Origin of the sequence: Dialister sp. CAG:357, assembly GCF_000435155.1 — a bacterium.
Classification (GTDB): domain Bacteria; phylum Bacillota; class Negativicutes; order Veillonellales; family Dialisteraceae; genus Dialister; species Dialister hominis.
Map to the genome: position 1 here is coordinate 441 of NZ_FR896406.1, position 15,507 is coordinate 15,947.

At 52.2% G+C, this 15,507-nt stretch carries 13 protein-coding genes and 1 other annotated feature; of the genes, 2 read left to right on the forward strand and 11 right to left on the reverse strand.

Features of this window, described 5'->3' with window-relative positions:
* Positions 1–29: 29 nt before the first annotated feature.
* Entirely contained in the window at positions 30–1,313 is a 1,284-nt protein-coding gene (locus M3200_RS03585) for an adenylosuccinate synthase (RefSeq protein ID WP_022382167.1), read from the reverse strand.
* 243 nt (positions 1,314–1,556) lie between these two features.
* Positions 1,557–2,999 carry a class I adenylate-forming enzyme family protein gene (locus M3200_RS03590; RefSeq protein ID WP_288178119.1) on the reverse strand — a complete coding sequence of 481 codons (1,443 nt, stop codon included), beginning with the start codon at positions 2,997–2,999 and terminating at the stop codon, positions 1,557–1,559.
* Positions 3,000–3,181: 182 nt separating this feature from the next.
* Between M3200_RS03590 and M3200_RS03595 the strand changes: the two genes are divergently transcribed.
* On the forward strand, positions 3,182–3,703 hold the full coding sequence (locus M3200_RS03595; RefSeq protein ID WP_022382169.1) for a hypothetical protein: 522 nt from the start codon (positions 3,182–3,184) through the stop codon (positions 3,701–3,703).
* Positions 3,704–3,792: 89 nt separating this feature from the next.
* On the opposite strand, the gene M3200_RS03600 is transcribed toward M3200_RS03595, so the two are convergent.
* From M3200_RS03600 to M3200_RS03640, 9 genes are all read right to left on the reverse strand, one after another.
* Positions 3,793–4,410 carry a peroxiredoxin gene (locus M3200_RS03600; protein ID WP_022382170.1) on the reverse strand — a complete coding sequence of 206 codons (618 nt, stop codon included), beginning with the start codon at positions 4,408–4,410 and terminating at the stop codon, positions 3,793–3,795.
* Complete coding sequence (locus M3200_RS03605; RefSeq protein WP_288178120.1) at positions 4,385–6,067, reverse strand: EAL domain-containing protein; 1,683 nt, start codon at positions 6,065–6,067, stop codon at positions 4,385–4,387. The genes M3200_RS03600 and M3200_RS03605 overlap by 26 nt, the downstream gene beginning before the upstream one ends.
* A 393-nt stretch (positions 6,068–6,460) precedes the next feature.
* Complete coding sequence (locus M3200_RS03610) at positions 6,461–8,278, reverse strand: phosphoethanolamine transferase (RefSeq protein ID WP_022382172.1); 1,818 nt, start codon at positions 8,276–8,278, stop codon at positions 6,461–6,463.
* Positions 8,279–9,031: 753 nt separating this feature from the next.
* Positions 9,032–9,928 carry an isocitrate lyase/PEP mutase family protein gene (locus M3200_RS03615; protein ID WP_022382174.1) on the reverse strand — a complete coding sequence of 299 codons (897 nt, stop codon included), beginning with the start codon at positions 9,926–9,928 and terminating at the stop codon, positions 9,032–9,034.
* 482 nt (positions 9,929–10,410) lie between these two features.
* Positions 10,411–11,121 carry a hypothetical protein gene (locus tag M3200_RS03620; protein ID WP_022382175.1) on the reverse strand — a complete coding sequence of 237 codons (711 nt, stop codon included), beginning with the start codon at positions 11,119–11,121 and terminating at the stop codon, positions 10,411–10,413.
* Between the two features lie 113 nt (positions 11,122–11,234).
* Positions 11,235–12,014, reverse strand: coding sequence for a helix-turn-helix domain-containing protein (locus M3200_RS03625; protein ID WP_022382176.1), 780 nt, complete (start codon positions 12,012–12,014; stop codon positions 11,235–11,237).
* A 9-nt stretch (positions 12,015–12,023) separates the two neighbouring features.
* The gene (locus M3200_RS03630) at positions 12,024–12,743 is read right to left on the reverse strand and encodes a surface-adhesin E family protein (RefSeq protein WP_022382177.1); all 720 of its coding nucleotides are present in this window, start codon (positions 12,741–12,743) and stop codon (positions 12,024–12,026) included.
* A 69-nt stretch (positions 12,744–12,812) separates the two neighbouring features.
* A complete protein-coding gene (locus tag M3200_RS03635) occupies positions 12,813–13,559 on the reverse strand; it encodes a hypothetical protein (RefSeq protein WP_022382178.1) in 747 nt (248 codons plus the stop codon).
* A gap of 14 nt (positions 13,560–13,573) precedes the next feature.
* Entirely contained in the window at positions 13,574–14,602 is a 1,029-nt protein-coding gene (locus M3200_RS03640) for an NAD/NADP octopine/nopaline dehydrogenase family protein (RefSeq protein ID WP_022382179.1), read from the reverse strand.
* Positions 14,603–14,774: 172 nt separating this feature from the next.
* Positions 14,775–15,003 (forward strand) — a binding site (T-box leader).
* Positions 15,004–15,086: 83 nt separating this feature from the next.
* On the opposite strand from M3200_RS03640, the gene M3200_RS03645 reads away from it, so the two are divergent.
* A partial coding sequence (locus M3200_RS03645; protein ID WP_288178121.1) for an ATP-binding cassette domain-containing protein occupies positions 15,087–15,507 on the forward strand: 421 nt, incomplete at its 3' end.

Sequence of the window (15,507 nt, forward strand, 5' to 3'; positions counted from 1 at the left end):
TCGGGGGGTTCCCTATTCTTATTCTAATCTTAGAATACGTCTTTGAGGACAATGGTCTGTTCGCGGCTTGGGCCTACGGATACGATGCCGATCGGTACTCCGATGAGTTTGGAGATGCCTTCGAGGTATTCGCGGCAGAGGGCCGGGAGTTCATTGTAATCGCGGATGTCGCTGATTTTTTCTTTCCAGCCTTTGAATGTCTTATAGACCGGGGTGATCTTGCCCAGGAATTTCAGGTCAGCCGGGTATTCTTCTACTTCTTTGCCTTCGTATTCATAGCCTGTGCAGACTTTGATTTCTTCCATGCCGTCTAAGATGTCGAGGCGGGTGATGGCGAGGTAATCGAAGGAGTTCAGGGCTGCTGCGTAGCGGACGGCGCGGGTGTCGAGCCAGCCGATGCGGCGCGGGCGGCCTGTGACGGTGCCGAATTCGTGAGCGGTGTTTCTCAGGTATTCGCCGGTTTCGTCATGGAGTTCTGTAGGGAACGGGCCTTCGCCTACGCGGGTGCTGTATGCTTTGACGACGCCGAAGATGTTCTGCATCATGTGCGGTCCGATGCCTGCGCCGATGCATGCGCCGCCGGCGGTCGGATGGGAAGAGGTGACGTACGGATAGGTGCCGTTGTCGCAGTCGAGCATAGATGCCTGAGCGCCTTCGAAGAGGACGTTCTTGCCTTCTTTGACGAGCTGCTGGACGGTGTAGTTGGTGTCTTTGACGTACGGACGGAGTTTTTCTGCGTATCCGAGGTAGTCATTGAGCATGGTTTCGTAGTCGAAGCCTTCCATGCCGTAGAGTTTTTCGAGGAGCAGGTTTTTCTGTTCTACGTTGTATTTCAGTTTTTCAGCAAAAGTTTCCTTGTCCATGAGGTCGCAGATGCGGATGCCGATACGGTTGATCTTGTCTGCGTAGCACGGTCCGATGCCGTTCTTTGTTGTGCCGATCTTGCGGCTGCCCTTGCGGGATTCTTCGGCTTCATCGAGACGGATGTGGTATGGGAATACGACCTGTGCTCTCGTGGAGATCTGAAGGTGTTTTGCGTCGATGCCCTGTTTTTCAAGGTTTTCCATTTCTTCGAGAAGACTCTTTGGATCGACGACGACGCCTGTGCCGACGATGCAGATCGTTCCCGGGTACATGATGCCGCTTGGCATCAGGCGCAGCGGATATGCTTTGCCTCCCGTTACGACTGTATGGCCTGCGTTGTTTCCTCCCTGAGAACGTACTACGACGTCTGCCTTCGCGGCGAGATAATCAACGATCTTGCCTTTGCCTTCATCGCCCCACTGGGCGCCGATTACCATTGCTGTTGCCATGTGTCCTTCTTCCTTCCTGTTGAGGAATGCCCGCGGTTTCCTTGCATGCGAAACTGCGGAGTCAAAAAATATTAGTCTTTCAAGACTCCATACAAAATTATTATAGCATAAACCCGCCCGATGGGCGTGATTTCCTTCGAATCAAAAACGGCCGTTTGTCCAATAAAGACATGAAAGGAGCTGCGACAAAACGATTGCGGATTTTGTCGCAGCTCCCCTTTTTTCGGGGATTTCCGGTCAGTCTTAGTTGTCCTGGAGGGCGCGTTTCAGGATCTTTCCTGTCGCGTTCTTCGGGAGGGCATCCATTGGGATGAAGCGGCGCGGGATCTTGTAGCTGGCGATGTTCTTGGACATGTGCCTTCTGATCTTCATTTCATCGAACTCATAGCCGTCCTTCATGACGACGTATGCCCACACGGCCTGGCCGCGGAGCGGGTCCGGATGACCGACGACGGCGCATTCGCCGACGCCTTCCACTTCGTAGATGCAGTCTTCGACTTCACCGGGGTAAATGTTTTCCCCGTTCATTATGATCAAATCTTTGATACGATCGACGATATAGATGTACTGTTCGTCATCCATGTACGCCAGATCGCCCGTATGGAGCCATCCGTTCTCGGTGAGGACTTTCCTGGTCTCCTCGGGCTTTTCCCAGTAGCCTTTCATGACGTTGCTGCCGCGGACCATGAGCTCGCCCACGGTGCCCAGCACGTACGGGCCGCCGGATTCTGTCCTGACATAGGCTTCGACGCCCGGAAGGACGGGGCCGCTTGTCAGGTACTTAGGTTTTCCGGCCGGCATCATGCAGACGACCGGAGATGCTTCGGTCAGACCGTAGCCTTCCTGAACCGGATGGTGGTAGCGGTTGTGGAATGCCTGGGATACAGGCTGCGGAATCGATGCGCCTCCGGAAATGAAGGTATGCACGGATTTCATGACTTCCGGCTCGCCGCGGCGGGCCAGGAGGTTGTACATCGGCGGTACCATGATGGCAATCGTCACGGAATGTTCCACGATCGTGTTCGTGATTTCAGACGGGCTCTTCGAGCGCAGGATGACGATGGTCGCATGCGCGTAGAGGCCGGCATTGACGACGGTCGTGAGGCCATAAGCGTGGAACATCGGCAGGACGCAGAGGACCTTGTCTTCCGGTACGAAAGTGATGCGCTGCAGGTACTGCTCCACATTCGACACGAGGTTCCTGTGCGTCAGCATAGCACCCTTCGGGCTTCCTGTCGTGCCGGACGTATAAACCAGCGCGCAGACGTCATCTTCGGTAACATCTTCCGGGAAATCCGGGGCAGCCGGTGCGATTTCCTTCTTCGTCTTGTAGTCCAGGTCATGGATGCCGATGGACGGGCAGGAAACTTCCAGCACAGTGTCCGTGATGAGCAGCATGGAACCGGAATCGCGGAGGATGTAATCCACTTCGCGGTCGACGAGCGAATTGTTGATCGGGATGATAATAGCGCCAAGGCTGACCACTGCCATGAATACGTAGACGAATTCTGCGCGGTTGGCGGTATAGAGGCCTACACGTTCCCCTTGGCGGACTCCCATTTCATACAGCGTATTTCTGTAGCGGGCGACTGTTTTTTCCAGCTCGCCATAGGTGACGACGGCATCGCCTTCGAACACCAGATGCGCCGGATCGGCACCCTTTATAATCTCATGTAAAAACATCATTCACCTCTCGGGGAAAAATAGAATAACGTTGTTATTTTAACAAAAAACACGTTTTGTTTCAAATTTCATGCGGAACCCGTCACTTTGTATCTCTATTTTCTATCATCCTATGAAATTTCTTATTCAATTCTTATGATATAATTAGAAAGTATCATAAAATTTTTATAAAGGAGGCACTTTCCATGATGAGAAGTACCGAAATGTCCATGGATGACCAGATCCGCAGCATCCATCATAAATACCAGATTCCTGAAGACGAAGCGAAGGAAATCCTTTCCAGAGGCTTCCGCTTCAACGACGTCGACAAAGCCGCCCTCCTCTCCTGCCTCTCAGGCAAGACAGCCGGCGAAATCCTCGACATGAGAAAAGACGACCCATGGGGCCGCATCGAAAAGAAACTCGGCCTGACCCCGGAGATCTACAGCAAACGCTACATCGCCCACAGAGCCGACCGTCTCCACCGTTTCTACGACATGGATGCCAAGAGAGCAGAGACACTCCTTTCCGAAGGCTACCCGAACCACTGGCTCCGCCTCGCCTACCTCATCGAACAGCACACAGGCAGCCTGATGGAAAACATCGTCAAAGCACGCAGCAAGTCCATGAAATGGGCTCCCTACGTCCAGCAGGAATTCGGCATCAGCGAAGAGACCTTCAAGTCCTGGATCGCTGAAACAAGAAATCCGTCACTGAAGAAGAGTTAATATAAGGAAAGAAAAAGCGAAAAAGGAGCTGTGGCAAAATGTGCAATCATTTTGCTACAGCTCCTTTTTTATTTCCTTATTTTTTCTTTTTAAATATCACTAATCAAGTCATTTCCCGGTACGAGCGGGGTGTCACCGGGGTGCCAGGCTGCGGGGCACATCATGTCGCCGTGTTCGTAGACGAACTGGCAGGCTTCTACTTTTCTGAGGAGTTCTTCGGCATCTCTTCCTACGTTGGAGGAGATGATTTCGTAGCCTACGACCTGGCACTTGGGATCGATGATGAAGGTAGCTCTCTGGGATTCTTCTCCGTTCTTGGCGAGGACGTCAAAGGCGCGGGTGAGGACCTGGCCGGGGTCGCCGATCATGGGGAATTCTACTTTTCCGATGGCCTGGGAGTGGTCGTGCCATGCTTTGTTGACGTAGACGGAGTCGCAGGAGATGGAGTAGATTTCACAGCTGATCTTCTTGAATGCTTCGTAGTGGTTCTGGAGGTCCTGGAGTTCGGTCGGGCAGACGAAGGTGAAGTCAGCCGGATAGAAGAAGAATACGCTCCATTCCCTTTCAGGTCTTCTTTGGTAACGGGGCGGAATTCGTAGTCCTGGTAGGCTCTGACGGTGAAGTCCTGTGCTTCTGAATCGATCATTGACATAGTTTTTCTCCTCTTTGTTATTGTTATTATTATTTTTCGCAGTCTTTGAGATCATCACAGCAGTCCATGGTTTTCAGTTTCTGGACGAATTCGCTGTAGGGAATGGGTTTGCTGAAGTAGTAGCCCTGGATCCTTTCGCAGCCAGCCTGCTGGAGGAAGCTGAGCTGCTCGGCGGTTTCCACGCCTTCGGTCAGGGTGTGTACGTCGAGGGACTGGGCGAGCATGATCATGGGTCTGATGATTTTCTTGGATTTGTCGCTGAAGTTCCTCATGAAGCCCATGTCGATCTTGATTTCGTCGAAGTCGAAGTCACGCAGGGTAGCGAGAGAGGAATAGGCGCTGCCGAAGTCGTCCATCAGGACTTCATAGCCGGCTTTGCGGAAGAGTGTCATCTGTTCTTTGATCTTGGCCGGATCGGACATCAGGGTGGACTCGGTGATTTCCACGCGGAACATTTTCGGCTCGAGGTTGTATTCCTTAACGGCTTTCTGTAGTTCTTCGTACGGATTGCAGGTCTCGAAGTCGGTTCTGGAGAAGTTGAAGGAAACGGGCACGATTGGTGTGCCTTCTTCGATGCATTTCCTGAAGTCTCTGGCAATCTGACGGATGATGTAAATGTCGAGCTTGTAGGTGAGGTTCGCTGCTTCGAGGACGGGGATGAATTTGCCCGGCATCATGAAGCCTGCTTTCGGCGAATTCCATCTGGCAAGGCCCTCGGCGCCGCAGAGTTTCCCTGTCCGGGCATCGACCTGTGGCTGGTAGTAGACTTCTATTTCATGGTTCTTGAGCGCATCCCCGATATTCAGGAAGACGAAGCTTCTCGTCCTTTCCTTCTCAAGGAGGTTCTTGTCGAAGATGTTGTAGAAGGACATGTACGAATGGCGGTCCACGTCACAGGCCATCTTCGCGCGGTCGCAGGCTTCCGAGGCGCTGACGGCATCATCCATGTCATAAATATAGACGCCGGAACGGACGGGGACGGTGCGGCCATGATTGGCTTTTGAGAGGCGTTCGAAGACTTCATCGAGGCGCTCCCTGATCCCGCCGGCGCAGGTGAGGACATAAAAATGGTCTTCGCCGAAGCGGGAGACGCTGTTCTTTCCGAAAATATCTTTCAGGATAATGGAGAACTCGACGAGGAGCTTGTTCCCTTCCTGTATGCCGTAGCGGGTATTGTAGACTTTGAAGCCGAAGAAATCGAAAGCGACCATGGCAGGAATCTTCCCGCTCCTGAAGATTTCATTCTTCGGCGAATTGGCGTAGTCAAGGAAATTCAGCATGCTGGGAAGACCTGTCAGACGGTCATGCGTGGATCTTGCCGCTGCGATGAATACGTAGACAAGTCCGCCTTCCACGTAATCATTGACGAAATTGGCGTAATTCTGCACGTACTTGAAGACGCCCTTCTTCGTGTGGATCCTGTAATTCGTCACGCCGGACGTCCTTCCTGATTCCCTGGCGCGGCGGACGTAATCATGGACGATCATCCGGTCTCTTGCATAGACCATCCCGATGAATGTCCCTCCCGTCAGCTCGACGAATTCATCCCATGTATCGCAGTCGAAAATATCCAGAAGCTTCTGATTGGCATAAATAATCTTCTTGGTCTCATCCCCGCGGTACACAAAAAAGCCTCCAGGCATCCCGTCCATTAGACCGGCCATGAAAGGCTTCTCAAAATCGACCTTAGTCAAATCTATCTCATTCATCATTTTTCACCCCATAAAAAAGTGTTTCTTAACTAGGGGCTTTCCCGGGAATTAAGAATATCCACCTTCGCGCATATGCGCCTTATTAGCCTTAATATAGCACAAAACATTCTCAATTTCACTAGAATGCATTATTTATTTTTTAGTTATATTTCATTTGCTATTTCCGCATATTCGAAAGAATACAAAACACCGAAATTAACCATAAACTCGAACTATATTCCAAATATGACAAACGTTTCTATTTTTCGCTTTATCTCGTTATCTTTTTGTTATCAGTGTCATACAGAAGAGTGAAATATGATTGATTTTGAGAATGAAGAGTGATGCAAAAAGGCTGTGGCGAGATGATTGCTCATTTCGTCACAGCCTTTTCTTATTTCTTATTTCCTATTTCTATTTCTTCAAAAATGGATCGTCGGAGATCTTGTGTTTACCTTCCATGGTTCTTGCGTTGTCCATGTTGAGGCTGTACTTCGGCGAGGAGAAGTCATATTCAGGGTTGTAGTAGTTCGTCTTTGCATCCCAGATGCCGGTGACGGTGTCAAAGGCGAGGTCGTTGGTGAAGACCTGGTGTTCATGGGACTTCAGGGCTGGCATGAGGCCCGGGTGGGCTGCCTGGTAGGATGGCGAGAGGTAGACGAAGAACGGGATGTGGACCATGTCGTAGTAGAACGGGGACGCTGTGTGGTAGTGTTCCATGTTCTCGCCGTGGTCGGAGAAGTAGACCATAGTCTGGAGGTTCAGGTTCTTCTTCGCGTATTCGAAGATGTCGCGGATGACTTCGTCGTCATAGGCAATGGTCAGGTCATAGTCATGGTACGGGTCGCTGGACGGGATGCCGAGTTCGTCTCTCTTGTCGATCGGAACGCGGGCGAGGTAGGTGTAGTGGCTGCCGTCGATGTTGATGAAGATGACGCGTTTCTTGGCCGGCGGGAGTTTCTTCAGGACTTCCAAGGTGTAGCCGTCGTAGTTCTTTTCCCAGTAGGAGCCGTCGGAGCGTTCGGCGATCATGGTGACGCCGGCGCTGGAGAGGGAGCTTCTGTTGTGGAAGGAAATCCAGTCCGTGCGGTAGCCGGCTGCTTTGGCTACGTCGACCATGCTTACGACGTCAGCGAAGGATTTGTCATTGTACTGGTTGGCCGATGTCATGGCATAGGAAAGGGACATCAGCGTATTCGGGAAGTTCGAGTATGCCATGTAGCCCAGTGCGAAGTCCGATGTATTGGCGACGAAAGAGAGCCATGGCGTCGTGTTTTCCGGATAGGACGGGTTGAATACTTTCATGTGGTCGCGGTTCGCGCTTTCGCCGATGATGACGATGTGCGTACCTTCTGTGATGCCTGCGCCGGGATCGACGAAGGTCATCTTCTTCACGTTCTTATCCAGGTTGTCCGTGAGTTTCTGGAGGAGCTGGAATTCGCTTCCCTTGCTGTCCATCGTACGGACGATAGTGATCGGGAAGACGTGGATGATCTGACGGTAGAAGCCGCCGAAGAAAAGGACGAAGAGGACGCCAAGTCCGATGAGGTATCCTTTGGACGTGCCGCGGAGCGGAGATTTCATGCCGCGCGCTGCCTTTACCATCGAATGGACAAAGGTGAAGGAAACGGCAAGAACAAGGAGGAAGGCAAAGACGGCGCCGATGATTCTGACAGGCGATCCCATCGTGGCCAGGAAATCATGGATTTCCTTCATATGGGTGGAACGGACGGCCATCATGGCGAACATGTCCATTTCCCCGCCAAAGAGGATGTAGTAGCCGATATAGATGAAGGGGCAGATTGTCATGAAGAAGGCGAAAAGGCCCGCAATGAGTTCCCAGAGGAAACGGAGCTTCGGCAGGCGCTGATTGATTTTCTCCGTAATTGTCAGGTAGACGTAAGGAAGCCCGAAAGCAACGCCGCCCAGGACATAGTAATCGCCGAGGTGCTTCTTTTCAGGAAGCGACGCGAAACCGTACGCCCAGGTGAAGGTCGCCATCCAGAGGATCGGCAGCACCGCCGCCCATGGGAAGAATTTCTTCAGGAACGCTTTGTCAAAGACAGAGAAAAGGCCCAGGGAAACAATGAGGAAAACCAGAACCCCCACGCCCAGACGCGGCTGGACATAGCTTCGAAGGTCCGGGAAATCCCCGCCCAGATGAAGGATCAGCGCAATCAAGAGCGACAGTCCCGCCGTCCAGGCTAATGACGGAAGAATGACTTTTTTCATACAATACCTCGCAATATATTTCGTGAATTCAAGAAATGTTCCTGTTTTCGTAAAACTTCCTTATTATATCATGAAAAATAAAACTCACGTAATAATCATGCGAAAGATACATAAGCTAAGAAATAATGAATAAAACATTGGAAAAAGATGGGAGGATGGTGATAAAAATGGACAAACGAGCTGAGGCTCGAGAAAATAAGCAATAAACCCCTTTCGTTGCCTCCGGCGCCACTTTCCCCTAACGGGGACAGCTAAACCTCGCTTCGATCATGGTGATCAACCCTATCAGCACTTCGGACATTGTCCCAGTTTTAATCCTACACAAATGAAAATCAGGTATTCCCGGGAAATGAAATACCTGATTTTCATTTGCTGCTTTATCTCCTTGGAGTGGATAAGGGAGAACTGGTTAATAGATGCGGCGGATTGCCGCGGGGCTGAATGCTCTTGGCAGACCCATTGTATAGATAACGTGTCTTTGTTTGCTGCCCCAGCCGGAGTTTAGGAGGCCGCTGGAGACTTTCATCATATCCTCCGTCCCCTCTGTTCCTATTATAAAGGGAATCATTGGCATTTCCGTTTCCCCGGCTTGAAATGGCGGTTTTGGGGCAAGAAAAGTCGTGAAGTGAAAGGCCCAGCAAAGAGCTGAAGCAGGCTTACGTTTTAATTCGGGAAATATTCCCACGCAAAAATGGAGTCCTCGATGGGCTCCATTTTTACATTTATCTTTTATTTCCTTTTCCTTATATATACTCAGTCGTCTCTGTCTACTTTGTATTTTCTTTCGTATTCTTTGTAGGTGTCGAGGCCGATCATGCTGTTGAACTGGGAGAATTCGATCATGCGGTCCAGGCTCTTTTCTGTGGTGCCGTCCTGGGCGAGGTTTCCAAAGAGGTCGTAGAGGGCTTTGGAGATGGTGTAGACGGCGCTGCAGGCCCAGAATACGAGGGAGAAGCCCATCTGCTCAAGTTCTTTGGCCGGGATGAGGGGTGTCTTGCCGCCTTCGATCATGTTGGCTACGAGGTAGGCGCCGCTGCCGGAGAGTTCTTTGGCGAATTTTTCGAGTTCTTCTCTGGTGCCGATGCCGTCGGCAAAGCAGATTTCTGCGCCTGCGTCGATGTAACGTTTTGTTCTTTCGATGGCGTCGTCGATGCCGTAGACGGCGCGGCTGTCGGTGCGGGACATGATCATGGTTTCTTTATCGAGGCGTGCGTCGACGGCGGCGCGGATTTTCTGTGCGTGTTCTTCGGCGGAGATAACCTGCTTGCCGTCCATGTGGCCGCAGCGTTTCGGCCATGCCTGGTCTTCGAAGAAGATGCAGGCAGCGCCGGCCTGTTCAAACATCTGCTCTGTGCGGATGACGTTCAGTGCATTGCCGTAGCCGGTGTCGCCGTCGGCAACGACGGGAAGGTCGGTGGCGTTGCAGATGCCGGTCAGCTGTTCAGCCATTTCCGTGCAGGAAAGGAAGCCGACATCCGGCTGTCCCAGGCGGGATGCGGAAACGGAGTAGCCGCCCATGGTGAGGGCTTTGATGCCTGCATAGGCTGCGATCTTGGCGGACAGTGCGTCGCCGATGCCCGGTGCAACGATGATTTCTCCGGATTTAAGCATGTTTCTGAATGCGATTCTTTTTTCTGTAGCTGTTTTCATAGTAAGATCCTCCTCAGGGAAAAAACAAAACGGTTAATGGACTTGGACTATCAAATCATATGTCCCCGAGGGGACTCGGTTCCTTCTGCCTGTCATGCCCTGCCTCCTAATAAAAAACTCCCGCGCAGAAAAAATCCTGCACGGGAGGCGCATGTGCGCGGTACCACTCTCACTTATTTCTCACCTGCTAAAGCGGATGCCTAACAAAAAAGCCCCTGTCCCATCGGACAAGGGCGCTTATGCGCGGTACCACCCTGCTTTGTAGCTTGGTTATCCTTAACGCGGATCGACGCTTCGCCTACTTCATTCGGCTCTGAGCTCACGGGCGACACGCTTCCTCTTCCATACCGGTTCCCACCTGCCCGGCTCTCTGTGATTTCGGAAAGAAACTTATTCCCAGTCATCGCTTATATTGGCGTTATTATAGACCGGTGCGGCCGTCCTTGTCAAGGAAATCTATGTGCATTTCCCGATCGCGGGATTTATTTCAGGCACCGGAGTACTTCGGCAAAGGAAATCCCTGCGACGTTACCGTCCGGATTCACTAATTCAAAGTCGAAGACGTCCATGTACGGGGAGAAATTCAGACGCCGTCCGCTTTCGAGGGCAAGGCTGAGTTTTGTGATGCACGGCTTCTGGTCCTTGAATATGTCGAAGTCATTGTCGTCCTCATCTTTCCCTTCCCTGTCCATGACCCAGTATCCTGTGATCGTATCGCCTTTGACGCTGCCAAAAAGTTTGCGGACGTCAAAGCTTGCATATCTGTCGTGGTTTTTCGCATAGACGGAACGGTCAGCGGAATCAACGGTGATATAGAGATCTTCGTCCTCGAAATAGACTTCGAGTGTCCCCTTGTCCGTCACGACGAATATTCTTTCATAGAGCTCATAAGAACCGAGGCCCATGATGCAGTCGGGATTATTCAGGTACGACCTGATGAGCGCCTCATGCGCTTCGTCTCCATCGGAATAGAGCTCTTCCGCTTCCCACGTAAGGGGCTTGCCGAACCGGTGCAGGTAATCATCAGGGGCGGCAATCGCTTCGATTTTAGCGCCGACGAGGTCGGCTGCTTTCATGAATCCGCGAAGGTCTCTTCCCCTGCGGATCCAGAGCGCTTCCCATTCGCCAAAGGTGAAATTATCTTCTATTAAAATTCCCTGCCGATCAGCAAAATCAGAAATCGCTTTCTTCATAAGGACTCCTTTATGGTAATGGGGATTTGGGGATAAATGAACCCTAACCGCCACTACGTGGCCCTCCTTCCCCGTCTGGGAAGGCAAGTGTTAGCGGCGCTTGGGGATTTCCTTTATATCCCCTTCATGGCTTCTTTCATTTTGTTCGGGAGGGCCTGGCCGAAGAGTCTTTCCATGGCGCTTCGGGTGACGAGCCATACGCGGCCGGATTTTTTTCTTTCTTCTTCGTGCATTCTGGCGTTCATGTGGCCGGCGCCGCCTGCGGCGCTTCTGACGACTCCGCTGTCTCTGCTCCAGATGTCGGCGCCTTCTACGGTGGAGAAGACGAGAAGGAGCGGGTTCACGGCGTAGGTTTTGCCTTCTTTATCTGCATAGGCGCGTTCTGCTGCGGATTTCTGGAGGAGCCAGACGTTGCCGGAGTGTCTGGTTTCGCCTTGTTTCAGGGGGCTTTCAAGGCCTGCGCTTTCGCAGTCTTTTTCTATGTTCTTGGCAGGGATTCCGTAGAGTTTCCCTGCTTCCTGGGCTGTCATGACTTCTTCCAAAGGGTCGAAGGAGAGTGTAAATGGCGTGCCTTCTTCGTTCATGTATTCGCTCTGGAACGCAAAGTATCCTTCTTTCATGGCAGCAAGGGCTGCGCCTGCGGGGAGGCGGCGGCCGTTTTTGTATTCGCAAAGGGCCGCCCTGCTCTTGGCTTCGTTGTCCAGGATGGAGACGAATTTCTCCTCGCCGTCTTCCAGTGTTTCACCTTTCATTTCGAAGGTGTCGCTGGTGAAGACGACGACGGGGCCGGAGACGAGAATGGTGCCTTCTTTTGGTCTTTCGCCTTTGAGGTAGGCTTCATAGCAGGATTCAGCCGCTTCCTGCGAGAGGTTTCTTACTCGGATGTCTGCCATGATGCCTCCTTACCTGGTGCCTTGCAGGATGTGTTCCCTGGCAAAGGTGACGGCTTCATTCATGATGCCCTGTCTGGCGTCACGGACTTCTGCGGCTTCGCCTCTGGCGTCGTGCTGGAGGATTTTTCCGTTTTCATCGTAGAGTGTAAGGGACAGGATCTTCGCCTGATTGTTTGCCATGTTTGCCTTGACCTGGCTGATTTGGGAGGCGATGCCTTTTTCTGCCGGGACGTAGTCGTTTTTCAGCCAGAATACGGCGTAGTCTCCGTCATAGGAAATGTGGTTCTTGTCGATGGAGACGCGGCTGCCGGCGTTCGCACCCATGCCGGTGCGATAGATAGTGACCCATTCAGCGTTGGCGAGCTGCGGGATCGGGTAAGCGACGTACTGCATGTAGAGACTGGAGATGAGGGATCCTTCCTTGAGCGGGAGGAAGTGGCCGGCGAGTTTGTCTGCCGGGACTTCGTCGATGACTTTCCCATTTCCATCAAGGCGTTTCAGAGAAAGGAACTGGTATGTCATGTCTTTCTTATTGAACTGGATCGTCATTTCGGTGCCGTCTGTCGGCCTTACGGTGAGGACGGGCGTATTTCCTTGTACCTTGCAGGAGTCAGTGTCGATCATGCGGCCCTGGTAGCCTGCGACTTCGACCCAGTTTTCAGCAAAGGCGGCGGGTGCGGAGAGGAGGAGCGCAGAGGCGAGCACTGCAGCGGTCAGTAATTTCTTCATATGTTTTCCTTTCTATACCTTATATAAGGGATGGAAAAGACGCCTTCCATCAGAAAAGCGTCTGTCTTATTATCCATGTCTTGTCGTGACCATCTTAAGCTGTCCGGTGCGGAGGGCATGGTTCACGTATTCATATACTTTGTACATCGGTGTGTCCGGCTCGATATTGCCGCGGTCTCTGGAGCCTGCGCCATGGGAGCGGACTTTGCCGTCGTAATCATATTCTGTCATGGAGAGTGTCTGCACTTTCTTGTTCGGCACGTCCATCTTCACCTGGTACACGGCAGCGGAGAAGTTCTGGTCCTTCCACGGGTAGGTGATACGCATCCAGAATGTCGCATAGCCGTCGCGGTAGTTCATCGTGTTCTTTTCGATCTGGTATTCGCTTCCATGGAAACGGACGCCCTGTTCTTTATAGAGCGTGACCCAGTCCGGGTTGGTGAAGCGCGGAAGCGGATTTTCGACGTAGTGGGTGTAGATGGTCTTTCCCAGTGTGTTCGGAAGGATCTTGGACCAGTTTTCCGGATTGTCCGGATAGACTTTCGTTTCCATCTTCCCGTCTTTGGAAGGCATCTGGAGTGTCGCGATGCGGTAGGTATTGTCCTCGCGGTTGAAGGCCATCGAGGAAATGACGTTCTTTCCGCCGGCTGGCAGCTCGAGTGTCATCTGCGCCAGGATTCCGCCGTCCACGTAGGAATCTGTATCGACTTTGACGCCGCTCGTGCCCGGGAGCGCTACCCAGTTTTCTGCGAGAGCGCTGGCGGATGCGCCTGCCATCATGGCGCACGCGAGTATGGCGGTAAATAATTTCTTCATAAATCCCTCCTGATTTACTTGCCCCGGAGCGCTTTGATCGCCCTGAGGTCCTGTACTGTCAGAAACGGCTCGTAAGGTTTCCCCATGTAAAGTGAGGCGGTGTCCACCATCGCCGTGATATACGGCGCGGGGACATGCATCATGTCCGCCAGATCGAGGAGGCTTCCCAGTCCGCAGGGAAGGTCTTCGGAAAGGCTTCTGTCGGATAAGGAAACGGGGCCTTTGAGCCCGTCGTAGAGTGCATTATTCTTAAACGCCTCGTAAAGGGTCGCTTTCTTCTCAGATCGTTGGGAATTCACGGTCTCAAGGAGGCTGTAAAGTTCAAGCCCCAGAGCCTTTCCCACGGCGAGGCGTTCCTTGTCGCAGTGCTCCATGTAGTCGGCTGCGCGGCTGGTGAACGATGGTCCGAAGAGTTCGAAGTCTTCCCCGTTCTCGATGCGCGAGATATTGAAGAAGGCACTGGCCGCATTCACGATCGGCATCGCCTGCGAAAGGGATGTGGAGACCGGTGAGGAAATACGGGAAACGCGCGGTGCAATCGTATGGAGAAGCTCGCCCGGATCCTTGCTCGTCCCCAGCGCCGAGTACCCGATTTCCGTACGGATGCCCTTCATTTCCAGTGTCAGGAAATCTTCCGAAAGGCTGGCAACGAAAGGAGACCCGGCTGTCTCTGCGATGGTCAGGTACTTCGCATCTTCTTTCAGCAGGCGGTACGTCTTCACAGCGCCCCAGCAGCCGTTCAGGAAAAGGATGCACTGCCCCTTACGAAGACAGGGCAGAAGCTCATTGATGACGTCTTCATAGTCGCCTGCGTGGGTGCAGATGATGACGGTATCGGAATAGTTCACCGCTTCCTTCATCGTCTTGGCCATCGGCACGTAGAAGGAGCTCTCCATCACGCCCGTCACGCGGACCGGTTTCGTCGACCATGCAGCAAGTTTCTTCTCGCTTCTGACGTAGACAAGGGACGAAACGTCCTTTAATTTTAAATAAGAAGCCGCCGCAAGCGCCATCGCGCCGGCTCCGATGATTGAAACTCTCATTTTACCTCCCTGGATACGCGCCTCTTACAGCGCGCCTGTCTCCTTATTATATATTTAGCAAGCCGCGCAAGGCAACAGGAAAACGGAAAGTGCAGGAACCCCGTGGTAAAAGATTTGTAAACCCTTGATTTTCCCTTCCGTTCTATGTTATATTGATGATAATTAATCTTTTATATGAGCGATGACAAGAGAAAGTACATGGATGGAACCTCCAAAGAGAGCCCCGATGGTGGAAACGGGCGTGGGAATTCCATGGAAGTGCCTCTTCGAGCCGGCCAGCTGAACCCAAGTAAGCGGCCCGGGATCACCCGTTACAGTGGCTGAGTCTTTTTGACTTACCAAGGCTTTTGCGGCAACGCAGGGGCGAAATTGGGTGGAACACGGAAAATCCCGTCCCTTTGCGGCGGGGCTTTTTTTATTGCATCGCAAACCATACAACCAAAAAACTAAAAACTAACACATTCTAGGAAAGAAGGTCCTCATCATGTCCCGCATATTGACTGCAGAACATATTCGCAAATCTTTCGGCAATCATACAGTCCTGAAAGACATCAACCTGAACGTTGAAAAAGGTGATGTAGTATCGATCCTCGGCCCGTCCGGCACGGGGAAAACTACCTTCCTCCGCTGCCTGAACTATCTCGAACAGCCAGACTCCGGCAAACTCACGATTGACGACGTATCTGTCGATTTCTCCAAAATTTCCAAAGATGAAGTCAAACGCCTCAGAAGGAAATCCACGATGGTCTTCCAGCAGTTCAACCTTTTCAGAAATAAGAACGTCCTGGAAAATATCACCGAAGGCCTCATCTACGGCTACGGCAAGTCCGCTTCCGAAGCGAAGGACATCGCCATGGAAGAACTGAAGCGCGTCCACATGGAAGACTACGCCAAGATGTATCCGT